Below are 22,148 nucleotides of genomic sequence, written 5' to 3' on the forward strand. Positions count from 1 at the left end.
TGCCACGGTCTGCCCGGCACGTCCCAGGAAGTCTTGCCGGGCAACCCACGTTGCCTGCGCTGCTGCCGGTCGAATTGCCGGAGCAACTTCCTGGTCCTGGCCACCGCGCACTGCCTTAGATGGCCCAGTCCGAACACCCAGGAGGGAGGCCAGTCATGACGATCGTCGTTCGTAAGGTCGAGCCGGTGAAGGCGACCCAGTACCCGGACCCGCCCGGCGACAGCTGAGCAGCACTCCCGCACCAGGGGCCGGCCCCGCACGCCTCCCGTGCGACGGGGCCGGCCCTCGGCACATCCACTCGGTACACGACGACAGGGAGCCCTCGATGATCGCGCTGAAGAACTGCCGATGGGAACGGTCCGGCGAGGTCTTGACCCTCATGGCGGACCAGAGCCGGACCATCGAGCTCGACGACCCGACCGGGGACGTCGCAGCCCTCCTGGCCGCCCTCCGCGAAGGTGCGGAGGACGCCGCCGCGCTCACGGCCCGGCTGCGCGCGTCGGGGCACGACACCGACGTCGCCACGGTCCGGACGGCGATCGAGGCCCTGGACGGGCTGAGGGTGCTGGAACGCCCCGAGACGTCGATCGACCGGCGGCCCACAAAGCACCGGGACTACAGCAACCTCGCGTACTTCGACCTGTTCAGCAGCCTCGACGTCACGGCGGAGGACTTCCGCAGCCGCCTGGCCGACGCGCACGTGGTGCAGCTCGGCGTCGGCGGCCTCGGGTCGAACGTGCTGCAGTCGCTGTGCGGGCTCGGCGTCGGCCGCCTCACGCTGCTGGACAACGACCTGGTGGAGCCCGCGAACTTCGCGCGCCAGTTCGTCTACCGCGAGGATCAGGTCGGCACCCCGAAGGTGGAGCGTGCCGCGCAGTGGGCCCGGGCCTTCAGCTCCGACATCGACGTACGCACGGTGAGCCGCTGGGTGGGCGGGCCCGACGACGTCAGCGACCTGCTGACCGACGCCGACCTCGTGGTCTCGGGCGTCGACCAGCCGAACGACATCGACCTCTGGGTGAACGAGGCCTGCGTGACGGCCGGCGTCCCGTGGATCCGCGGCGGCATGTTCGGCACCATGGTGATCTACTTCTCGGTCGACCCCGGCAGGACCGCGTGCTACCGGTGCAGCCGGGCCGCGTCGGACCGGGGCGTCGTCCGCCGGCTGAGCAGCGGCCTGGACCGCGTCAACCGGGGCATCGGCCCGGCGGCCGCGCTGGTCGGCTCGCTCGTGGCCTTCGAGGCGCTGCGCTATCTCACCGGGTTCGCCCCGCCGTACGCGGCGGGCGCGTCCGTGATCCTCGACACCGCCGACGGCTGCCGCCAGACCCGCACGGAGTGGGCCCGCGACCCCGGCTGCCCGGCCTGCGCCCGCACCCCCCGCGCGATGGCAGGCGCCTCGTGAGCGACGTCGGCACCACCACCGTGACCCTGCGCGACCTCACCGTCACCGACGACGGCGAGGAGTGCATCATCGGCGACCCGTCCGCCGGGAGCTACATCAACGTCCCCGCCGTGGGTGGTGTCGTGGTCCGGTCCCTGCTCGCCGGGCGGACCGTCGCCGAGGCCACGGCGGAGGCCGAGGCGTTCGCCGGGGAGACCGTGGACGTCGCGTCCTTCGTCGACACGCTCGACGAGCTCGGGTTCGTCGCCCACGACGGAGCGTCCGGCGGCGCCGGTCCCGCACCGACCGCGCCCGTCCAGCAGCGCACCTGGTTCACCGGGGTCGACGCGCGGGTGGCCCGATGGTTCTTCGGCCGGACCGCCTGGACCGTCTACGCCCTCGCTGCGCTGTTCGCCCTGATCACCCTCGTCGCACGGCCGGACCTGCTCCCGCACTCGACGGATGCGATCATCGTGTCGGACTTCGGGATCAGCGCGCTGATCGTCCTGCCGGTGGGCTGGTCGATCACGGCTCTGCACGAGTACTGGCACTGGCTCGCGACGCGGGCACTGGGCCTGCAGTCGAGGTTCGGGATCGACGTGCGGTACGGGGTGCTCCTCGTGTTCGAGACGGACCTGACGCAGATCTGGAGCGTGGCCCGGCGCCGGCGCTACGGGCCCCAGCTGGCCGGGATGGCCGTCCAGAGCGTGCTGCTGGCCGGGACCCTGCTCGCCGAGGTGCTGTGGCGGGACGCGCCGTTCCTGCGGCTGCTCGTGCTGCTCAACCTGTCGACGCTGATGTGGCAGGCCATGGTCTTCCTGCGCTCCGACCTGTACGCCGTGCTGGTGACCGCCACGGGGTGCACCAACCTGTGGGAGACGACCCAGCTGCGCGCCAAGGCGATGTTCCGCCTGATCAGCTCCTCGGAGCAGCGGGCCCTCGACGACGCCTCCCCGGCGGACCGCCGCGTGAGCCGGTGGTTCGTGCACGTGTGGCTGATCGGTCCGGTGTTCGCCGCCGGCTACCTGGTCTGGTACCTGCTGCCGTGGGTCGGCGAGGCGGCCGCCTGGACCGCGGCGGGGCTGGCGACGTCCCCGGCGACCGGGCGGTTCTGGTGGACCGCCGCCTCCGCGGTCGCGCTGTTCGGGCCCCTCGTGCTGACGGCGGTCGTCGCGATGAAGGCGGGGGTCCGGGCGCTGCGAACGCGGAAGGGCGCCGGACACGCGGCGACGGCCCAGCGCGCCGCGTGACATTCCAGACAGTCCGCATGCGGCGGCCGGAAGAAGCCGGGTCCCGGCCCAGGAGCCGGTTACCCTACGGCGGTGCCGACCAACACGGGGATCGATCCGGACGAGCTTGCCACCACCCTCCGGGTGCTGGGCAGGCTCCACGACCTCGCACCCGACCATCCCGACGTCCAGACGGTCAAGCAGGCGACCGGCTACATGTGGAAGCTGCTCAAGAAGTCGCGCAAGGCCGCGGTCCGCGGGGAGATCCAGGCACACGACCGGAGCATCATCGAGAAGACGGCGACCGGTTCGCCGGCGCGGATCGACGACGAGACCGCCGGCATCCCGCTGGTCTCCTCCGCGCCCGGGGCGTTCGCCGGGGAGCTGCGTGCCGCCCGCGGCTGCTACATCTGCAAGACGGACTACACGCTGGTCGACTCGTTCTACCACTGGCTGTGTCCGGACTGTGCTGCGAAGAGCCACGTGCGGCGTGACCAGCGCACGGACCTGACCGGCCGGCGCGCGCTGCTCACCGGCGGCCGGGCCAAGATCGGCATGTACATCGCGCTGCGCCTGCTGCGCGACGGCGCCCACCTCACCGTCACCACCCGCTTCCCGAAGGATGCGGTGCGCCGCTTCTCGGCGATGCCCGACGCCGCAGACTGGCTGCACCGCCTCAAGATCGTCGGCATCGACCTGCGCGACCCCACCCAGGTGATCGCCCTGGCCGACGATGTGGCCGCGGCGGGTCCGCTCGACATCCTGATCAACAACGCGTGCCAGACGGTGCGGCGGTCCCCGGGGGCCTACTCGCAGCTCGTCGCGGGTGAGTCCGCGCCGGTGGTCCCGCTCCCCTTCGGGCTCGAACCGCCGGAGATGGTCACGTTCGACCACGTGTCGGAGGCGCACCCCGCCGCGATCGCGGGCGCGCTCGCCGCCCTGTCGGTCGCCCACCACGAGGGCGAGTCGCAGGACGACGCCGTCGCGACGCACACCGCGGCATCCCTGACGGCGCTGGCGCTCCGAGCAGGCTCGGCCTCCCTCGACGCCCACCTGGCCGGTACGGCGGTCGACGCCGGCGGGCTGCTCCCCGACGTCCAGGAGAACAACTCGTGGACCCAGGTCGTGGACGAGGTCGACCCGCTGGAGCTCCTGGAGGTCCAGCTCTGCAACGCGATCGCGCCGTTCCTGCTCATCTCCCGGCTGCGGCCGGCGATGCGGGCCGCGACGGCCAAGGCCCGCCGCGGGTACGTCGTGAACGTCTCCGCGATGGAGGGGCAGTTCTCCCGCCGGTACAAGGGCGCGGGGCACCCGCACACCAACATGGCCAAGGCCGCCCTCAACATGCTGACCCGGACCTCCGCCGGGGAGATGTTCGAGAAGGACCGGGTCCTGATGACCGCCGTGGACACCGGGTGGATCACGGACGAGCGCCCGCACCACGAGAAGCTGCGGCTCGCCGCCGAGGGCTGGCACGCTCCCCTCGACCTGGTCGACGGCGCCGCCCGCGTCTACGACCCGATCGTCCAGGGCGAGGCCGGGACCGACCTGTACGGCTGCTTCCTCAAGGACTACGAGCCGTCACCCTGGTAGCACCGGCCTCGCCGGCAGCCCGGGGGGGCGTTCCGGGCCGAGGTACGAACCAGGGACCAAGGTCCCTACCCTGCCGGCCCCGGCCAGGCGCACACTGGAGGCAGGCCTGCGAGACAGGCGAGGGAGCCGAGAGGCTGAGAGGTCAGAAGGTCGAACGACCGGCTGGCGACCCCCACTACCTGATCCGGACAATGCCGGCGAAGGGAAATCGCCTCGCAGGTCCTTTTCATGCCCTGACAGCACCGGCTCCCATCAGGTCGGGCTCGCTCCGCGTCGAGATCATCCTGGGAAGATCCTGAGCCACGAGGAAAGGCCCCGCAGACACAAGGTCCGCGGAGCCTTCTCCGCTCCGTCAGGGCCGAACTGCGCCCTGAGGACAGAACATCACCAGCCGCGCTCGGCCAGCCGCACCGGCGCCGGCTCCTCCTCGACGTTGATGCCCACCATCGCCTCGCCCAGCCCGCGCGAGACCTTGGCGATCACGTCGGCGTCGTCGAAGAACGTCGTCGCCTGGACGATCGCCTTGGCGCGCTGCGCCGGGTTGCCCGACTTGAAGATTCCCGAGCCGACGAACACACCCTCGGCGCCGAGCTGCATCATCATCGCGGCGTCCGCCGGGGTGGCGATGCCGCCCGCGGTGAACAGCACGACCGGCAGCTTGCCGGTGGTCGCGACCTCCTTGACCAGCTCGTACGGCGCCTGCAGCTCCTTGGCGGCGACGAACAGCTCGTCCTCGGGCAGCGAGGTCAGGCGGCGGATCTCCTGGCGGATCTGACGCATGTGCGTGGTCGCGTTCGAGACGTCGCCCGTGCCGGCCTCACCCTTGGAACGGATCATCGCCGCACCCTCGGTGATGCGGCGCAGCGCCTCGCCGAGGTTGGTCGCACCGCACACGAAGGGCACGGTGAAGCCCCACTTGTCGATGTGGTTGGCGTAGTCCGCGGGCGTCAGCACCTCGGACTCGTCGATGTAGTCGACGCCGAGCGACTGCAGCACCTGGGCCTCGACGAAGTGCCCGATGCGCGCCTTCGCCATCACGGGGATCGAGACGGCCTCGATGATGCCGTCGATCATGTCGGGGTCGCTCATGCGCGACACGCCGCCCTGCGCGCGGATGTCCGCGGGCACCCGCTCCAGCGCCATGACGGCCACCGCGCCCGCGTCCTCGGCGATCTTCGCCTGGTCGGGCGTGACGACGTCCATGATCACGCCGCCCTTGAGCATCTCGGCCATGCCGCGCTTCACGCGCGCGGTGCCGACCGTGCCCACGGTGTTCTCGCCGGTCACGGATTCAGTCACGGTTACCTCGCATAGTTCTCGCCGGTGGGATCGACGCCGGTCGTTCCGGGCGCGGTCGGCGCCCTGTCCCGATCCTATCGCCCGCCCCCGACGACCCTCACCGCCCGTTCGCCCAGCGGTCACCCGCCGTCCGGCCCGCCCGGGTGGTCACCCGCCATTCGGCTCCAGCGCGTGCGGCAGCACGTCGTCCAGCTCCACCGTGCGCGGCATCGGCGCCCGGCCGGCCAGGTGGAAGAGCCGCACGTACCAGAGGCGGCGCACGCGCCGGGCCTGGGCGACCGCCTCGTTGTGGAACCGGCGCGCGAGCGTGGCCCGGTACCAGGCGGCGCCGAGCGCCTCGACGACCTCGGCCGACGGCCCCTCCAGCAGCGCCCGCGCGGCCTCGGGCGCGCCCAGCGCCTCCCGCAAGGTGGCCGTCAGCCCCGACTCGGCGCGCTCCCGGTCCGCGCCGAGGCCGTCCATCTTGAGGGCCGCGGCCGGCGCGGTGACCGGCCCTGCGTCCGACGCCGCGTACGCCGCGTCCGCCACCAGCACCGAGCTCGCCGGGTCGAGCGCGCCGGAGACCGCCAGCTCCGTCGCCGCCGACGCCCGCCGCACGAGCTGCGCGTCCAGTGCGATCCGCGACGCGGCGACCTTGCGGTGCAGCCGGTCGACGCGGGACGCCCCGCGCCAGGCGAGCAGCAGGCCCACGGCGAGCGCCCCCAGGGCGACCAGAGCCACCTCCGACCAGGTCATGCGTCACCTCCGACCCGCCGGGGGAACAGCCCCATGACACGGCCGACGACGTCGCCGCCGATGGCGTGGTCGGCGGCGAGCGTCATGTCGTAGACCGCCAGCACCTGCTCGGTGACCCCGGACCAGTCGAACCGCTGGACCCACTGGCGGGCGTGGGCGCGGTAGCCGTCGCGGCGTGCGGGGTCGGCGAGCAGGGCGAGCACGGTGGCCGCCAGGTCGTCGGGGTCTCCGGTGCGGAACAGCGCCCCGGCGGCGCCGTCGTCCAGGACGCGCTGGAACGCGCCCAGGTCGCTGGCCACCACCACGGACCCGGCGCTCATCGCCTCGACCAGCACGATGCCGAAGCTCTCCCCGCCGGTCTGCGGTGCGATGTAGAGGTCGGCGGAGGCCAGCAGGGCGGCCTTGTCGGCGTCGGACACCCCGCCCAGGAACTCGACGGAGGAGGCCAGGCCCCCGAGCGCCTCGCGCGTCTCCGCGACGGCGCCGTTCCCACGCCCCGCGACGAGGAACCGGGTGCCGGGCACCTGGACGAGGATCGCGGGGATCGCGCGTACGAGGACGTCCAGGCCCTTGCGCGGCTCGTCGAGCCGGCCGAGGAACGCGACGGTGGGCGCCCCCGGCGTCCCGGTCCACGCGGGCCGGCGGGGGCTGCTCGCGAACTGCTGCGTGTAGACGCCGTTGGGGATCACCACCGCGTCGCCGCCGAGGTGGTCCACGAGGGTGCGGCGGGCATCCTCGGAGACGGCGATGCGGGCCGCGATCTTCTCCAGGGACTGCCGCACGAGCGGGTAGGCGACCTGGAGGGCGCGCGAGCGCACCTGGGAGGTGTGGAACGTGGCCACGACGGGCTCGGTGGCCTGCCAGAGCGCGAGCATGGACAGCGACGGCACCATCGGCTCGTGCAGGTGGACGATGTCGAAGGGCCGCCCCCCGATGCCGCCCTCCAGCCAGCGGCGCACGCGGGTCGCGGTCACCGGGCCGAACGTGAGCCGGGCGACCGAGCCGTTGTAGGGCACGGGCACGGCGCGGCCGGCAGCGGTGACGACGTCGGGCAGCTCGGTGTCGTCGCTGGACGGGGCCAGCACGGAGACCTCGTGGCCGGCGGCCTGGAGCGCCTCGGCGAGGTCGCGCACGTGGAACTGGACGCCCCCCGGGGCGTCGAAGGAGTACGGGCAGACGATGCCCACCCGCAGGTGGCCGCGCCGCCGCGGGGTTCTCACCCGGCCGCCTGCCCGCCGGACGCGCGCCGCCGCGCGGGCCCGAGGTCGGCGACGAACACGCGCTGGAGCATGTGCCAGTCGTGGGTGTGCTCGACGATCGTCTCGGCGAGCTGGTCCACCCAGCCCTGCGTGAGCAGGCGGGCGCGCTCGTCGCGCGGCAGCCCCGGGTCGGGCACGGGCAGGGGCGGGTGGAAGCGGATGACGAGGCCCCAGGGGGTGCCCGCTGCCCGGCGCCGTTCGCCGCGCAGCCGCTCGTAGGTGATGCCCACGGCGTGCACGGGGACGCCGGCCTCCAGGCCCACCAGCGCCGGACCCGCCGCCACCCGGGCGCGGTGGCCGGCGAGGTCCACCTCGATGCCCGTCGAGGTCAGGTCCCGGTCGCTGAGCAGCGGGAGCAGCCGGCCGCCCTCCTTGGCGCCGCGGACCAGGGCGCCCAGCACGTCGCCCTGGCCGAGGGGCAGCACGTCGATGCCGAGGGAGCCGCGGAACCGCACGAACTCCTCGAAGAGCTCGTCGGGCTTGAGCCGCTCGGCCACCGTGAGCACGCCCGCGAGGTTCTGGGAGGCGTAGGCCCCGGCCAGGTCCCAGTTGCCGAGGTGGCCCAGGGCGAGCGACACGGCGCCGCCGTCGGCGATCACGGGCCGCACGTGCTCGTCGTAACCCTCCAGGCGGACACGGGCCCGCAGGCGCGCGGGGGTGACGGCCTGCAGGGTGAACGCCTCGCGGAAGTAGCGCATGTAGCTGCGCATGCCGGCGCGCGACAGGCGGCGGACGGCGGCCGCGTCCAGGTCGGGCCGTACCCGGGCGTAGTTGGCCTCCATGCGGCGCACGCTCTTGCCGTGCCGCAGCCAGGTGACGTCGGCCACCAGGGTGAACAGGCCGCGCAGGACCGGTTCGGGGATCTTCGTGGCGTTGCGCCACGCGAACGTGTAGGCCGCCGCGACGTTCATCAGGCCTCCTTGCGCGCGAGCTGCGCCCGCACCGTGGCGATGCGCTGCACCACCGTCACCAGGCTCGCGACGGCGAGCAGCGTGAGCACGACCTCCAGCACGACCACCGGCAGGCCCACCTGCAGGAACGTGAACGGGACCAGGGCCAGCAGCAGCCGGTCGGCGCGCTCGGCGATGCCCACCTGGGCGGTGGCGCCCACACCCTCGGCCCGGGCACGCGCGTACGGGACGACGCTGCCGAGCACCAGGCAGGCCAGCGCGGCGGCCACGCCCCACAGCCCGTGGTGCTCGTCGGGGTGCAGCACGAACCAGAGCGTGATGCCCGCGAACACCGCGCCGTCGGAGATGCGGTCGAGCGTCGAGTCCAGGAAGGCGCCCCACGGACCGGACCGGCCTGACTGGCGCGCCATGACGCCGTCGAGCGAGTCGAACAGGACGAAGAAGCCCACCAGCAGGCCGCCGACCAGGGTGTGCCCGGTGGGGAACAGCGCCAGGGCGACCGCGGTGACCACCGCCGTGCCGGCGATCGTGACGGCGTCGGGCGAGACGCGCAGTGCGAGCAGCAACCGGGCCAGGGGCGTGAACAGGGTGGTCATGAAGGAGCGCAGGCCCCGCAGCATCAGTTCTCCTCTCCGCCCCCCGCGGCCCCCCACGCCTCGGCGAGCCGGCGGCGCGTGTCCGCCAGCAGCTCCGGCAACGACTTGGTCTGTGCCACCACGGGCAGGAAGTTCGAGTCCCCCAGCCACCGCGGCACCACGTGCTGGTGAAGGTGCGCGGCGATGCCGGCACCCGCCACCTCGCCCTGGTTGATACCAAGATTGAAGCCTGCGGGCGCGTGCACGGCGCGCGACACGCGCATGGCCTGCTGAGTCATCCGCGCAAGTTCGTCGGTCTCGGCGGGATCAAGGTCCGTGTAGTCCGAGACGTGCCGGTACGGGAGCACCATCATGTGCCCCGTGTTGTACGGGTAGAGGTTCAGCATCACGTAGCACCGCTCCCCGCGGGCGACGACGAGCCCCTGCTCGTCGTCGCCCTGCGGGATGCGGCAGAACGGGCAGTTCTCCGGGCTCCCGTCGGCGGGCTTGGCCTCCCCGCCGATGTACACCATCCGGTGCGGCGTCCACAGCCGCTGCAGTCCGTCCTCGGGCGGGCCGAAGCTCGCGGCGTCCTCCGCGACGGGCGCCATCAGGCCTGCTGCGAGCGCTCGGCCACGGCCGCCACGATGCGCTCGACGGCGTCGGCCACGGGCACGCCGTTCTCCTGCGTGCCGTCCCGGAACCGGAAGGAGACCGCGCCGGCCTCGGCGTCCTCGCCGCCCGCGATGAGCGTGAACGGCACCTTCTCCTTGGACGCGTTGCGGATCTTCTTGGCGAACCGGTCGTCCGACAGGTCGATCTCGACGCGGATGCCGCGCGCGGTGAGCTGCGCGGCGACGTCCTTGACGTAGTCGTCGAACGCCTCGGCGACGGGGACGAGCTTGACCTGGACGGGCGCGAGCCAGGCCGGGAAGGCACCCGCGTAGTGCTCGATCAGCACGCCCATGAACCGCTCGATGGAGCCGAACTTGGCCGAGTGGATCATCACCGGCTGCTGACGCGTGCCGTCCGCGGCGGTGTACTCCAGACCGAAGCCCTTGGGCTGGTTGAAGTCGTACTGCACGGTGCCCATCTGCCAGGTGCGGCCGATGGCGTCCTTGGCCTGCACGGAGATCTTGGGGCCGTAGAACGCGGCGCCGCCCGGGTCCGCCACGAGCTCCAGGCCGGTCTCGCGGCCCACCCGCTCCAGGATCTCGGTGGCGGCGGCCCAGTCCTCGTCGGAGCCCACGAACTTGTCCGGCTTGGAGTCGTCGCGCGTGGACAGCTCCAGGTAGAAGTCGTCCAGGCCGAAGTCGCGCAGCACGCTGAGCATGAAGTCGAGCAGGTGCTTGACCTCGCCGGGCGCCTGCTCGGGGGTCACGTAGGAGTGCGAGTCGTCCTGCGTCAGCCCGCGCACGCGCGTCAGGCCCTGCACGACGCCGGACTTCTCGTACCGGTACACCGACCCGAACTCGAACAGACGCAGCGGCAGCTCCCGGTAGGAGCGCCCGCGCGAGGCGAAGATCAGGTTGTGCATCGGGCAGTTCATGGCCTTGAGCCGGTACTTGGACCCCTCGAGGTCCATCTCGGGGAACATGGTGTCCGCGTAGTACGGCAGGTGGCCCGAGGTGTGGAACAGCCCGTCCTTGGTGATGTGCGGCGTACCGACGTAGGAGAAGCCCTCCTCGATGTGCCGCTGGCGCACGTAGTCCTCCATGACCCGCTTGATCACGCCGCCGCGCGGGTGGAACAGCGGCAGGCCCGAACCGACCTCGTCGGAGAAGCTGAACAGGTCCATCTCCGCGCCGATGCGCCGGTGGTCGCGCCGCTCGGCCTCCGCCAGCCGCTCCAGGTACGCCTTGAGCTCGTCCTTGGACGGCCAGGCCGTGCCGTAGACGCGCTGCAGCATCGGGTTCTTCTCGCTGCCGCGCCAGTAGGCGGCGGCCGAGCGCATGAGCTGCACGCCGTTGCCGATCAGGCGGGTGTTCGGCAGGTGCGGCCCGCGGCACAGGTCCTTCCAGACCACCGTCTCGCTCTCCCGGCCGGCGCCCCGGACGTTGTCGTAGATGGTGAGCTCGGCGCCGCCCACCTCGACGTTCTCGCCGTTGTCGTCGTCCGAACCGCCCTTGAGGCCGATGAGCTCCAGCTTGTAGGGCTCGTCCGCCAGCTCGGCGCGCGCCTCCTCCTCGGTGACGACCCGGCGGCGGAAGGTCTGGCCCTCCTTGATGATGCGGCTCATCGTCTTGTCGAGGGCCTTGAGGTCCTCGGGCGTGAACGGCGTGGCGACGTCGAAGTCGTAGTAGAAGCCGTCGGTGACGGGCGGGCCGATGCCCAGCTTGGCGTCCGGGTTGACCTGCTGGACCGCCTGGGCCAGCACGTGGGCGGCGCTGTGGCGCAGCACGGCCAGGCCGTCGGGCTCGCCGATCGTGACGGGCTCGACCTTGTGCCCGGCCGGGATCTCCCGGTCCAGGTCCCACAGCTCGCCGTCCACGCGCACGACGACGACGTCGCGGCGGTCGCCGTACAGCTCCACGCCGGTGGTCGTGGCCGTGGTCGTCGTCGCCTGCGTGGTGTTCTCGGCCGTGTTCTCGCCACCGGCGAGGTCGGCGGGGCTGGGCGGCGATACGACGTCGGACACAGGAGTGCTCCTTGGGACGGAAGACGAAATGGATCGAGGGGCACCGTCCGCGGACGGTGCCCCTCGATCGTACCGATACAGTGCCGGTCCCGTACCCGCGGTCACGCCGCGAGCAGGCCGGGCGGGTTCAGCTCTGGCCGAAGTCCTTGGCCTTCTCGCCGAGCGTGTCGATCGCACCGTCTGCCTGGTCCGGCGCGAACTCCTTGAGCTTGTCGGTAGCGGCGTCGACGTTCTCGTCGGTGAGCTGCTCCTTCGCCTTCGCCACGTTGTCCGGGTCGGTCACGAACTCCTTGGCCTTGTCAAAAAGCCCCATGTTCGACTCCTCTCGCCAGGCACACCTGCGTGCGCCCCCTGCACGACGACGGGGTCCCGCCGCCGTCTCGAAACTACGCGCACCCGCAGGCGCGCGCACGGCAACGCTGGTGCGGCGCCGGAGCGAACCTACACACAAGGTACGGACGCCGCATTCGCACCTGGACGTTCCGCACGACCCGGACATCACACTCGACGCCCCCTCCCGGACCGGCAGGGCCGGGGACGACGAAGTCGGCACGGGACGCCGCCGTCTCGTACGGTCAGCCCGTGGAGAACGTCGAGTACCTCACCATCGCCGTCGTCGCGGCAGCCCTCGTCATCGCCGTCACGGCGCTCGCGCCCCGGGCGGGCGTCGCCTCTCCCCTGGTGCTCGTGGTGCTCGGCGCCGGGTTCAGCCTGCTGCCCTGGGTGCCCGCCGTCGAGGTGCCACCCGAGCTGATCCTGGGCGGCGTGCTGCCGCCGCTGCTGTACTCGGCGGCGGTCGGTCTGCCCTCGATGGACTTCCGGCGGGACTTCACGGCCATCGGCGGCCTCTCCGTGACCCTGGTCGTGATCAGCTCGGTGCTGCTCGGGCTCCTGTTCCGGGTCCTGGTCCCGGGCATCGACCTGGCCACGGCCATCGCCCTGGGCGCGATCGTCAGCCCCACCGACGCCGTGGCGACGTCGATCGTGAAGCGGCTCGGGGCGTCGCCGCGCAGCGTCACGATGCTGGAGGGCGAGTCCCTGCTCAACGACGCCTCCGCGCTCGTGCTGCTCCGGTCGGCGATCGCCGCCACGGCCGCGTCAGTCAGCCTGTGGGAGGTGGTGGGCGACTTCGCGTACGCCGCGGCCGTGGCCGTCGCCATCGGGGCACCGGTGGGCTGGCTCGGTCTGCGCGTGCGCAAGCGGCTCGGCCACGCGGCCCTGAGCACCGCCGTGTCGTTCGTGGTGCCGTTCGTGGCCTACCTGCCGGCGGAGGAGCTGGGCGCGTCCGGGCTGGTCGCCGTCGTCGCGGCGGGCCTGGTGACCGGCAACGGGGCGGCGCGGCACCTGCGCCCGCAGGACCGCATCGCCGAACGCTCCAACTGGCACACGGTCGAGCTGCTGCTGGAGGGTGCGGTCTTCCTCGCGATGGGCATCGAGCTGTTCGCCCTGGTCGAGGACGTCGAGGCCGGCGACGGGTCCGTCTGGCGGGCCGCCGTCGTGGCCGCGATCGCGAGCCTGGCCATCCTCGTGGTGCGCACGGCCTTCGTGACACCGCTGATCGGCATCCAGGCCCGCCGGGCGCGGCGCGGCGAGGCCGTGCGCGACACGCTCACGGCGTTCCAGGACCGGATCGACGAACGGGCCGCGGCGACCCCGGCCGAGCCGACGCCGCAGGACGGCGGCCGCCGCGCGCGCCGCCGCTCGACCGCCGCCCGCCTGGAGCGCATCCAGGACACGCTGCGGCGGCGGCGGGCCGACATCGACTACGACCTGTCCCGGCCGCTCGGCTGGCGCGAGGGCACCCTGCTGGTGTGGGCGGGCATGCGCGGCGTGGTCACGCTCGCGGCGGCGCAGACCCTGCCCCACGAGACGCCCAACCGGTCGTTCCTCGTGCTGGTCGCCTTCGGCGTCGCGTTCGGCACCCTCCTGGTCCAGGGCAGCACCCTGCCCTGGGTGACGCGACGGCTCGGCCTGGTCGGCCAGGACACCACCAGCGACCTGCCCGCCCTGCGCCGCGACACCGAGGAGGCCGCCCGCGCCTTCCTCGCGGACCCGCGCCGGCCCGACGGCACGCCGTACGACGAGGGCGTGGTGGCCCGCGTGCGCAAGGACATGGTGCGCGAGCACGAGTCGCAGGACGAGGACGCGATCCTCACCAAGGAACGCTTCGTCCAGTACCGGGAGCTGCGCCTGGCCACCATCGCCGCCCAGCGCGAGGAGCTGCTGGCCGCCCGCTCCGCCGGCACCTACGACTCCGCCCAGCTCGGGAACGTGCTGGACCTGCTGGACGCCGAGCAGATCGCCGTCGAGATGCGCAAGGGCAAGGTGCCCCTTCGCGAGGACGACCCGGAGCGCTAGCCTCCCGGGCGTGACGGACTACTCACCGCTCCATCTCGAATGGCCCGGCTGCCTCAACGTGCGCGACCTCGGCGGGCTCCCGCTCACCGGCGGGGGCACGCTGCGCCCCCGGGCGCTCGTGCGCTCGGACAGCCCCAGCTTCCTGACCGACGACGGCGTGACCGCCGCGACCACGTACCGGCTGGCCCGGGTGATCGACCTGCGCCGGCCCGACGAGGTCGAGCGGTACCCGAGCCCGCTGGCCGACCTGCACCTGCCCGTCCAGGGGCCGGGCGACCCGATCGAAGGGCCCTGGGTGCACCTCTACGCGGGCCTGCTGGACCGGCGCCCCGAGCTGTTCGCGCGTGCCGTCGCGGCCGTCGCGGACGCCCCCGAGGGGCCCGTGCTGGTGCACTGCGCCGCCGGCAAGGACCGCACGGGCCTGGTCGTGGCGCTGGCGCTGAGCCTCGTCGGCGCCGACCCGGACGCCGTGGCCGGCGACTACGAGGCCACCAACGCACGCCTCGCGCCCCGCTACGCGGCGGAGGCCGACGACCGGGAGATCCTGCCCGGGCGCGAGACGCCGCCCACCCGGCAGGTCATCGTCGGGGCGCTGGAGCACCTGCGCACCCGGTACGGCTCGGTCGAGGGCTACCTCACCGGCGCGGGCCTGACCCCGGGGCACGTACGGGCGCTGCGGGTGCGGCTGGTGGGCTGACACCGTCCGGCGGCGCCGACCGGGGGTGGTCGGCGCCGCCGGACGGTCGGACGTCAGTAGATGCTGACGCCGTACGCGCTGAGCGCCTCGGTGACGGGCTGGAAGAACGTGACGCCGCCCGTCGAGCAGTTGCCGCTGCCGCCCGAGGTGATGCCGAGGGCGACGGACCCGTCGTACAGCGCACCGCCCGAGTCCCCGGGCTCGGCGCAGACAGTCGTCTGGATCATGCCGCGCACCGTGCCGCTGCCCTGGTAGTTGACGCTGACGTTCAGCGCCGTGACCGTGCCGGAGTGCACGCCGGTCGTAGAGCCGTCGCGCGTGACGCGCTCGCCGACGTACGCGTTGCCCGCCGTGAAGCCGCCCGGGTGGGACAGCGAGGCGTTGTCGTAACGGACGAGCGCGTAGTCGTTGCCCGGGAAGCTGGAGCCCACGGTCGGGCCGATCAGGGTGCTCTGCGACGAGTTGGTGTACCACGTGGGTACCTCGTCGCCGCAGTGGCCGGCGGTGACGAAGTAGTACTGACCACCGCTCTGGACGTTGAACCCGAGCGAGCAGCGGTACCCCGAGCCGTAGATGGCGTCACCGGAACCCAGCAGCGGCTTGAACACGCCGGGGGCGCGCCGGATGGTCAGGTCGTCCGCGTTCGCCCCGGCCGCCTTGCGGACCGTACTGAGCTCGGCCGCGGAGACGGTGGAGTCGGCGGTGACGACCACCGTTCCGGTGGCCTCGTCCGTGTACCAGGCCACACCGTCGACGTCGGCCGCGCCCACGGCGGCGTGGACCGTGGCGAGCTCAGCCCTCGTGGGCCTGTCGGGCGCCGCGGTGGCGGCGGGTCCCGCCAGGGTGGAGGCCGCGAGCCCGAGCCCCGCGGCGAGTGCGATCAGACGGATCTTCCTGGCGGACGTGGTGCCTGCGGTACCGGGGCGGAGCGTGGTGCGAGTGAACCTCATGGCATCCTCCTGGGTCGACGGGCACGCTGGCGGCGTGCCCTGCTCGGCGGGAACGGGGCACCGTCGCCCGCCGTCTCGCTGGCCGAGAGTATTGCCCCTTCATAATTCACCCCACAAGGGCTCGAACCAGATGTAACTGGCCGGAAACGAAATCTGCGCCTGGCAAACCCTTTCACCCGCGACACCTTGCGATCTGCGGGGTGAAACACGGCCCATCACCCTCTTTTCGCCCTGCGTCGACGTGGGGCCGGAGAATCGATGACTTCTCGCTTCAGGACCGGTCTCACCCTTCAGAAGCCGCTCGCACGCGGGCCAGCCACGAGAGAGCGAGATGACACATGCTGACCGAGGTCGCGAAGGATGTGCTGACCCATCAGAGCGCGCTCCTGCGGAACAACTCGGTGGTCGTGCGGGGACCGGCCGGGGCCCTGCTCGTGGATGCCGGGACGTGCGGCGCCGAGATGTCCTGCCTGGCAGGCGACCTGCGCGAGCTGGCCCTGCCCGTCGCGGCGGGCTTCTCGACGCACCCGGACTGGGACCACGTGCTGTGGCACGCCGACCTCGGTGACGCTCCCCGGTACGGCACCGCCCGCTGCGCCGCGCGCATGCGGGAGCTGCGTTCGGAACCGGGCTGGCAGGCAGGCGTCACCGAGGGGCTGCCGCCGGAGATCGCCGACGACGTGCCGCTGGACCGCTTCGGCCTGGTCACCGGGCTGCCCGCCGGGACCGCGCGGATTCCCTGGACCGGGCCCACGGTCCGGCTGATCGAGCACCCGGCGCACTCCCCCGGCCACGCGGCGCTGCTCGTCGAGGACCATGGCGTGCTGGCCGCCGGCGACATGCTGTCCGACGTGTTCGTCCCGATGCTCGACGACTTCACCGGCGCCAACGACCCGGTCGAGGAGTACCTCACCGGACTGCGCCTGCTGGAGGACGTCGCGGACGACGTCGACGTGCTGGTCCCTGGACACGGGTCCGTCGCCCGCGGCACGGGCGCCGTCCGCGCGCGGATCGACCTGGACCGGGCGTACCTGTACGCGCTGCGCGAGGGGCGCACGCCCGACGACCCGCGCATCGGCCCCTCGGCGGAGCCCGGGTGGGAATGGGTGAGCGACATCCACGAAGGGCAGGCGGCCCGGGTCGCTCGGTCAGAGGGCGGGCGAGGCTAGGCGGAGGACGACAAAGGCCCCGGACCGCGGGTCCGGGCCTGCTGGTGGGCGATACTGGGATCGAAACTGTTCCAGTACCGGCGCTCACCAGCGATGACGTGGTCTCTGAGCCGAGCGTGGGACCCCAGTGGGACCAGGGTCTTCGCAGGACGGCGGGCTGTGCAGATGGTGCTGTCACAGGCCGGGGACGACGAAGCAGGCTGCAACGCCGTCCGCGTTCCACCCTAGCGCCCGGGCGGACCGTACACGACGTGTCGGCAGTAAGCGGCACGGCTGCGAGACTGCAGCGTCCGGTCAGTTTGCTTGGCCGTGAGTCGAAGCCTGTAAGAAGCCAACTCTCAAGGGCTGGAGGATCGTGTGAGCGCAGTGCCCTGGCAGATGCATCAGTCGCGCGCGGAGCGTGCTCTCTCTACGGTGGGTGAACTCTCCAACACGGTGGCGTGGTGGCCAACGAAGTGAGGATCTCCGCCCATAACCTCGACGAGCGTCACGCTAGCGCGCCGTCTGACATGGAGAGAGGCGATCCAAGACGTGTGGCCAGACAACGAGACAGATCGAGACCTTCTGAACTTCGAAGGTGTCGCGGACACGATTGCAGAGCTGATCGTTCAGGCTGATGGGCGCCCGATATCGATGGGGGTCTCCGGCGCTTGGGGAGTCGGCAAGTCATCGATGATCCGACTCACGAAAACGGCCCTCACCAAGAGGCAGCCGGCAGATGGCCCGACGAAGTTCGTCTTCGTTGAGTTCAACGCGTGGTTGTACCAGGGATACGACGATGCTCGCGCGGCGCTCCTGGACGTGATCGCGACCAAGCTCTCGTCTGAAGCCGAGAAGCGCAAGACGGGCGTCAAGAAGGCCCAGGAGTTTCTCCAGAGAGTCCGCTGGGTCCGCCTTGCCAAACTGGTGGCGCTACCCGCGGCTTCGCTCGCATTTGGGATTCCGCCGGCTGGCATGCTCGGAGAGGTCGCGGATCTCGCGAAGGACATGCGTGAGGACGGGATTGACGCGAGCGAACTCGAGCGCGTTGGCGCTGCGTCCGCGGTGTTCGCGGCTGGCGGCAGAGCCTTGCTCAATCCGAAGGTGGTCGAATCGCCTCCCAAAGAGATCCAAGCTCTCCGTGACTCGTTTGAGGAAGCACTCGCGGAGATTGGCGTCACTTTGGTTGTGCTCATCGACGACCTCGACAGGTGCCTACCCGGGACCACGATCTCGACCCTTGAGGCCATCCGGTTGTTCCTGTTCCTTCAGAACACGGCATTTGTGATCGCGGCCGATGACGGGATGATCAAGCATGCCGTCAGGAAGCATTTTGGCGGGCTCGACGACGAGGAACTTGTCACGAACTACTTCGACAAGCTCATCCAGATCCCCATCCGAGTACCTGCCCTCGGAACGCAAGAGGTACGCGCCTACATGATGATGCTGTTTATCGATAACAGCGCGGAACTTGAGGCGTCCCGCAAGGACGAACTGCGCGCGGGAATTGCCAAACAGCTTCGCGAGTCATGGCAAGGAAAACGCGTCGACCGAACCTTCCTGAAGTCGTTGGATCGGAAACTGCCTACGACGCTGCTGGCAAAACTAGAGACAGCCGAACGGTTGGCTCCGTTGATGACCACCGCGAAGAAAATCGCGGGCAACCCACGCCTGATCAAACGGTTCCTCAACGCGCTCTCGATCCGCATGTCTATCTCCGAGGCCCAAGGCGTCGGCGTCGACGAGGCAGTCCTCGCGAAACTACTGCTCTTCGAAAGGCTCGCCCCACCAGCTGCCTATTCCGCCCTCGTCTCTGCGGTAAATGCGGATGCAGAAGGTAGGCCGACACTCCTTGCGCCGTGGGAGGCTGCGGCGACAGCCGATGAAGCCCTGACCCTGGAGACGCCTTGGGACGATGAATTCGTGCGCGAGTGGATCGGCCTGCCACCGGCACTCGCTGAGACGGACCTTCGAGGAGCCTTGTACGTCGGTCGTGAGCACGCTCCGCTGATCACGGCCGCTGATCGTCTCTCCTCTGAAGCAGCAGAACTACTTGCTGCGTTGCTCGGCACTCCTCAGGAGGCTGACGCCCTCCGTGACGATCTAGCAGGTCTTCCCAGGACGGAAACCTCGATCATCATGGATCGCCTGTTGGCCAAAGCCCGCCAAGAGCAGGAGTGGGGGACGCCACCGATCCTGCAGGCGTGCATGACGGTAGTCGCCGCAGACCCATCGCAAGGGAGTGCTTTGGCCGGTTTCCTTACCCAACGGCCCGCTGGCCAGATCACCGCAGGCATTGTCCCGAAGATCGCTGACACGGATTGGGCCTCCGACGTCCTGAAGGACTGGAAGAACAAACCAGGCATCGGGAGATCTGTGAAGACTGCGATCGGGAGGCGGGAAGCCAGTGGGAACGTCGCAAAGTAGCAGCGGGCCCGGGGCGTCGGTCGCTCTCGTGCCTCCGTGGGTCGAAGAGGTGCCACCTGACGAGGAGCTTGACGACAGGCAGCCGCTGCCCGACGGCCCACCAGAGCCCAATGAGTTGCCCGATGACACACCACAGGCGCCACTTGCCCCGCCGGGCCGATTCAGGAGTGCTCGTCGAGAGCTTGGTCGATTCGCCCAAACCGGCAACGACGCACGCTTGCGGCGCGCTCTTAGCCACTACGTGACACGCGGCTACGGCGGGAGCGGGACGATGTCCCGCCGGATGGGCAGCACCGCGACCACTGCCGGCAGGCTCGGAGGAGTTCTGCGAACGGGTGTCTCGCCCGCGGGTACCGATCTTCGCGATGCGGTCTTAGCGTCAGGCACGGACGCCAACGGGATCATGGACGTGATCGTCGAGGCGGTGCGCCCGAGTGATGGAACACAGGATGCCGAATCGTCGCGTGCCGCTATGCGCGATGCTCTCTCGGAGACGCTCAGCCGCTACCCTGACGCCAATCTCTTGCAGCTCGACAGCGGCCAACGAGAGTTCGTCATCGAGCGGTTCACCGCACTCGATGTCTATAGCCGCTTCCGCTTGGACCTCGAAAAGACACTGCGCGCCAAGGCTCCTGACGCGTCTACAGCACTGCGTCGGTTGAGCCAGGTCCGCGAGTTCATCGTCGAAGAAGTCGCTTCGGCATTCAGAGAAATTCGAGGGCGCAAGAACTCGCCAACAATCCGCGACGTCACGAAACTTACAGATCTGGCACTGAAGGAGACTTTCATCGTCTTTGAGGAGTACTTACTGTGAGGTTCGTGAGCGGTCCGCCGTCCATTATTGAAGAGGTTAGTGCTGGCACCATACCGATCCTGTTATACGGTCGTTCCAGTTCCCCAGCCGCAGCCAGCGCTGGCGCCGCAATTGCTCAGGCTGTTCGGCGACAGAAGCTATCACCTGCCGCCGCCGCCTGGGACCTGCTATCGGTAGCGCTATCGGTTGTTACCGCCGACACCATCGTCAAGCGAGCGAAGAGCCCGGACGGCTGGACACGGCAACTCGAACTTCAGGTAGCGGTCAGCGACCCGGAGATCTGGAATTCGCGTCGCACAACACTCGAGTCGATGCTCGGGTTCCTCACCACCGACGTCTGGATGGTCACGTTCGTCAGGGGCACACACCACCCACAACTCCCGCGGGCGATCGAGCGGCCCGCAGCGGATAGTGTCGCCCTGCTCTCGGGTGGACTCGACAGTCTCATTGGCGCACTCGATCTCCACGCCGACGGCGAAAAACTGTTCGCTGTCAGCCACACTGTTCGTGGCGACAGGAAGAAGCAGGACCGATTCGCTCGTGCGGTGAGAACGGCCGCGCACCTGCAGGTCAACCACAACGCGAACATGCCACGCCATGCGAAGGAGACCTCGCAACGATCCAGGTCCCTTATCTTCCTTGCGCTGGCCGTGCTGGCGGCAACCGCCACCCAGCGATATGCCGACGGGGATGTAATACCGGTCTACATCTGTGAGAACGGATTCATCGCGATCAACGTACCCTTAACTGGCGCCCGGCTCGGCAGCCTCAGCACACGGACCGCACACCCCCACTTTCTCGGGGAGTTTCAGCATCTAGTCAACGAGCTCGGCTTAAGGATTGAGTTGAGAAACCCGTACGCAGAGAGAACTAAGGGAGAGATGCTGTCACAGTGTCGCGACCAAGACACCCTCGGTGACCTTGCGTCAGATTCGACAAGCTGCGGAAGATTCCTGCGCTATAACTACATGCACTGCGGGCGGTGCATCCCATGCCAGATCCGCCGGGCCGCCTTTCTCGCTTCCAAGCAGATCGACACGACGCCGTACTTCTTCGAGGACCTGGGACACCTCCAGGGAGTCGAACTCGATGACGTCCGGTCAGTGGCCATGGCACGGCTGGTGGTCGAGGATCAAGGGCTCGATCGATGGATCGGATCGTCATTGACCTCGCCACACATCCACAACGGCGAGGCGCTTCGATCGATGATCCAGCGAGGTCTCGATGAACTCGGTGCACTGCACGCTCGCTTCGACATTTCATGATCGACTTTCACTGCCACCTCGATCTCTATCCGGACCCGTTTGCGGTAGCAGACGAAGCGCAGGCCAGGAGCGTCGGTGTGCTGTCCGTGACGACGACGCCGTCGGCATGGCCTGGTACGAGTCGCATCGCGCAGGGGCGCCCAGTCATCAGAACTGCGCTCGGCCTGCATCCGCAACTTGCACGTGAGCGAATTAGGGAGCTATCGCTTTTCGACAGATACCTGCCAGAAACTCGGTTCGTCGGCGAGGTTGGCCTCGACGGTTCACCAGGTCTTCGCTCGTCGTGGAATCAGCAGGTCGAAGTATTCGAGCACGTGCTCGCATCCTGCAGTGCCGCGGGCGACAAAATCGTGTCGATTCACAGCCGGCGCGCTGCTACCGCAGTCCTGGACCGTCTCGACCAGCATCTAGGGATCCAAAGACCCGTACTCCACTGGTTTTCTGGAACCGCAGCAGAATTGGCACGGGCTATGGCCCGAGACTGTTGGTTTAGTGTCGGACCTTCGATGCTGGCCAGCGCGAAGGGGCGTGCCCATATACGAGATATTCCAAGGAGCCGGGTGCTCCTGGAGACGGACGGGCCATTCACGCAGCGTCTCGGGGCACCCCTGCAACCGTGGGACGTATATAGCGCCCTAGGTGGCGTGGCGCAGTTGTGGGAGATGAGCGAACGCGAGGCAACGACAATCTTTCAGAACAACGAGCGACTGCTGCTCGCGTAATGGACAAGGGCGTGCTCCTTGTTCCCTCGTATGACTCCCCAGCGAGCGCGACTAGCCTGTCTCTCGACGTTTCGCCCGTCCAGCTCGCCAATATCATTTCCACCGACGTACCGAATTGGATCGCCGAGCGCTAACCACTTCCAA

Annotated in this window: 19 protein-coding genes and 1 riboswitch; of the genes, 10 read left to right on the plus strand and 9 right to left on the minus strand. The window is 70.0% G+C overall.

From position 1 onward, the window contains the following. Positions 1–325 precede the first annotated feature (325 nt). The 3 genes from ACIBBF_RS12475 (at position 326) to ACIBBF_RS12485 (ending at position 4,206) form a co-directional block, all read left to right on the plus strand. Complete coding sequence (locus ACIBBF_RS12475) at positions 326–1,405, plus strand: HesA/MoeB/ThiF family protein (protein WP_397413540.1); 1,080 nt, start codon at positions 326–328, stop codon at positions 1,403–1,405. Beyond that, positions 1,402–2,634, plus strand: a complete 1,233-nt coding sequence (locus ACIBBF_RS12480) for a hypothetical protein (protein ID WP_397413541.1) — start codon at positions 1,402–1,404, stop codon at positions 2,632–2,634. Before ACIBBF_RS12475 ends, ACIBBF_RS12480 begins: the two co-directional genes overlap by 4 nt. A gap of 72 nt (positions 2,635–2,706) precedes the next feature. Beyond that, on the plus strand, positions 2,707–4,206 hold the full coding sequence (locus tag ACIBBF_RS12485; protein ID WP_397413542.1) for an SDR family NAD(P)-dependent oxidoreductase: 1,500 nt from the start codon (positions 2,707–2,709) through the stop codon (positions 4,204–4,206). A gap of 109 nt (positions 4,207–4,315) precedes the next feature. Next, a riboswitch (TPP riboswitch) is annotated at positions 4,316–4,433 on the plus strand. A 157-nt stretch (positions 4,434–4,590) separates the two neighbouring features. Here ACIBBF_RS12485 and pdxS read toward each other — a convergent pair. The 8 genes from pdxS to ACIBBF_RS12525 all read right to left on the minus strand — a co-directional run bounded on the left by pdxS (position 4,591) and on the right by ACIBBF_RS12525 (position 11,936). After that, complete coding sequence (pdxS, locus tag ACIBBF_RS12490) at positions 4,591–5,505, minus strand: pyridoxal 5'-phosphate synthase lyase subunit PdxS (RefSeq protein ID WP_397413543.1); 915 nt, start codon at positions 5,503–5,505, stop codon at positions 4,591–4,593. A gap of 147 nt (positions 5,506–5,652) precedes the next feature. After that, the gene (locus ACIBBF_RS12495; RefSeq protein ID WP_397413544.1) at positions 5,653–6,240 is read right to left on the minus strand and encodes a hypothetical protein; all 588 of its coding nucleotides are present in this window, start codon (positions 6,238–6,240) and stop codon (positions 5,653–5,655) included. After that, positions 6,237–7,433 (minus strand): glycosyltransferase family 4 protein, encoded by a 1,197-nt coding sequence (locus tag ACIBBF_RS12500; RefSeq protein ID WP_397413946.1) that lies wholly within the window; start codon positions 7,431–7,433, stop codon positions 6,237–6,239. Before ACIBBF_RS12500 ends, ACIBBF_RS12495 begins: the two co-directional genes overlap by 4 nt. A gap of 23 nt (positions 7,434–7,456) precedes the next feature. Next, positions 7,457–8,410, minus strand: coding sequence for a phosphatidylinositol mannoside acyltransferase (locus ACIBBF_RS12505; RefSeq protein ID WP_397413545.1), 954 nt, complete (start codon positions 8,408–8,410; stop codon positions 7,457–7,459). Continuing rightward, a complete protein-coding gene (gene pgsA / locus ACIBBF_RS12510) occupies positions 8,410–9,030 on the minus strand; it encodes a phosphatidylinositol phosphate synthase (protein WP_397413546.1) in 621 nt (206 codons plus the stop codon). The genes ACIBBF_RS12505 and pgsA overlap by 1 nt, the downstream gene beginning before the upstream one ends. Then, entirely contained in the window at positions 9,030–9,596 is a 567-nt protein-coding gene (locus ACIBBF_RS12515) for an HIT family protein (RefSeq protein WP_397413547.1), read from the minus strand. Before ACIBBF_RS12515 ends, pgsA begins: the two co-directional genes overlap by 1 nt. Further along, a complete protein-coding gene (gene thrS / locus ACIBBF_RS12520) occupies positions 9,596–11,623 on the minus strand; it encodes a threonine--tRNA ligase (RefSeq protein WP_397413548.1) in 2,028 nt (675 codons plus the stop codon). The genes ACIBBF_RS12515 and thrS overlap by 1 nt, the downstream gene beginning before the upstream one ends. Positions 11,624–11,750: 127 nt before the next feature. Continuing rightward, positions 11,751–11,936: a hypothetical protein gene (locus ACIBBF_RS12525; protein ID WP_397413550.1), complete on the minus strand. Its 186-nt coding sequence runs from the start codon at positions 11,934–11,936 to the stop codon at positions 11,751–11,753. 269 nt (positions 11,937–12,205) lie between these two features. On the opposite strand from ACIBBF_RS12525, the gene ACIBBF_RS12530 reads away from it, so the two are divergent. Next, entirely contained in the window at positions 12,206–13,981 is a 1,776-nt protein-coding gene (locus ACIBBF_RS12530; protein WP_397413551.1) for a cation:proton antiporter, read from the plus strand. Between the two features lie 10 nt (positions 13,982–13,991). After that, positions 13,992–14,678 (plus strand): tyrosine-protein phosphatase, encoded by a 687-nt coding sequence (locus tag ACIBBF_RS12535; protein WP_397413553.1) that lies wholly within the window; start codon positions 13,992–13,994, stop codon positions 14,676–14,678. A 53-nt stretch (positions 14,679–14,731) separates the two neighbouring features. Here ACIBBF_RS12535 and ACIBBF_RS12540 read toward each other — a convergent pair whose 3' ends face one another. Next, entirely contained in the window at positions 14,732–15,628 is an 897-nt protein-coding gene (locus ACIBBF_RS12540; protein WP_397413554.1) for a S1 family peptidase, read from the minus strand. A 338-nt stretch (positions 15,629–15,966) separates the two neighbouring features. On the opposite strand from ACIBBF_RS12540, the gene ACIBBF_RS12545 reads away from it, so the two are divergent. The 5 genes from ACIBBF_RS12545 to qatD all read left to right on the plus strand — a co-directional run bounded on the left by ACIBBF_RS12545 (position 15,967) and on the right by qatD (position 22,004). Continuing rightward, positions 15,967–16,797 (plus strand): MBL fold metallo-hydrolase, encoded by an 831-nt coding sequence (locus tag ACIBBF_RS12545; RefSeq protein ID WP_397413555.1) that lies wholly within the window; start codon positions 15,967–15,969, stop codon positions 16,795–16,797. A gap of 531 nt (positions 16,798–17,328) precedes the next feature. Continuing rightward, complete coding sequence (locus tag ACIBBF_RS12550) at positions 17,329–19,203, plus strand: P-loop NTPase fold protein (protein WP_397413557.1); 1,875 nt, start codon at positions 17,329–17,331, stop codon at positions 19,201–19,203. A 241-nt stretch (positions 19,204–19,444) separates the two neighbouring features. Next, positions 19,445–20,017: a Qat anti-phage system associated protein QatB gene (gene qatB, locus ACIBBF_RS12555; RefSeq protein WP_397413949.1), complete on the plus strand. Its 573-nt coding sequence runs from the start codon at positions 19,445–19,447 to the stop codon at positions 20,015–20,017. Beyond that, positions 20,014–21,282, plus strand: coding sequence for a Qat anti-phage system QueC-like protein QatC (gene qatC, locus ACIBBF_RS12560; protein ID WP_397413558.1), 1,269 nt, complete (start codon positions 20,014–20,016; stop codon positions 21,280–21,282). The genes qatB and qatC overlap by 4 nt, the downstream gene beginning before the upstream one ends. Further along, on the plus strand, positions 21,279–22,004 hold the full coding sequence (gene qatD, locus ACIBBF_RS12565) for a Qat anti-phage system TatD family nuclease QatD (protein ID WP_397413559.1): 726 nt from the start codon (positions 21,279–21,281) through the stop codon (positions 22,002–22,004). The genes qatC and qatD overlap by 4 nt, the downstream gene beginning before the upstream one ends. Positions 22,005–22,148: the final 144 nt, after the last annotated feature.

The organism is Promicromonospora sp. NPDC050880 (assembly GCF_044456525.1).
Lineage (GTDB): Bacteria > Actinomycetota > Actinomycetes > Actinomycetales > Cellulomonadaceae > Promicromonospora.

Excerpts from the sequence above, each read along its gene's own strand:
- ACIBBF_RS12475 (WP_397413540.1), top strand. The coding sequence starts at position 326 with ATGATCGCGCTGAAGAACTGCCGATGGGAACGGTCCGGCGAGGTCTTG.
- ACIBBF_RS12495 (WP_397413544.1), bottom strand. The coding sequence starts at position 6,240 with ATGACCTGGTCGGAGGTGGCTCTGGTCGCCCTGGGGGCGCTCGCCGTG.
- ACIBBF_RS12505 (WP_397413545.1), bottom strand. The coding sequence starts at position 8,410 with ATGAACGTCGCGGCGGCCTACACGTTCGCGTGGCGCAACGCCACGAAG.
- pgsA (WP_397413546.1), bottom strand. The coding sequence starts at position 9,030 with ATGCTGCGGGGCCTGCGCTCCTTCATGACCACCCTGTTCACGCCCCTG.
- ACIBBF_RS12515 (WP_397413547.1), bottom strand. The coding sequence starts at position 9,596 with ATGGCGCCCGTCGCGGAGGACGCCGCGAGCTTCGGCCCGCCCGAGGAC.
- ACIBBF_RS12525 (WP_397413550.1), bottom strand. The coding sequence starts at position 11,936 with ATGGGGCTTTTTGACAAGGCCAAGGAGTTCGTGACCGACCCGGACAAC.
- ACIBBF_RS12540 (WP_397413554.1), bottom strand. The coding sequence starts at position 15,628 with ATGAGGTTCACTCGCACCACGCTCCGCCCCGGTACCGCAGGCACCACG.
- ACIBBF_RS12545 (WP_397413555.1), top strand. The coding sequence starts at position 15,967 with ATGCTGACCGAGGTCGCGAAGGATGTGCTGACCCATCAGAGCGCGCTC.
- qatD (WP_397413559.1), top strand. The coding sequence starts at position 21,279 with ATGATCGACTTTCACTGCCACCTCGATCTCTATCCGGACCCGTTTGCG.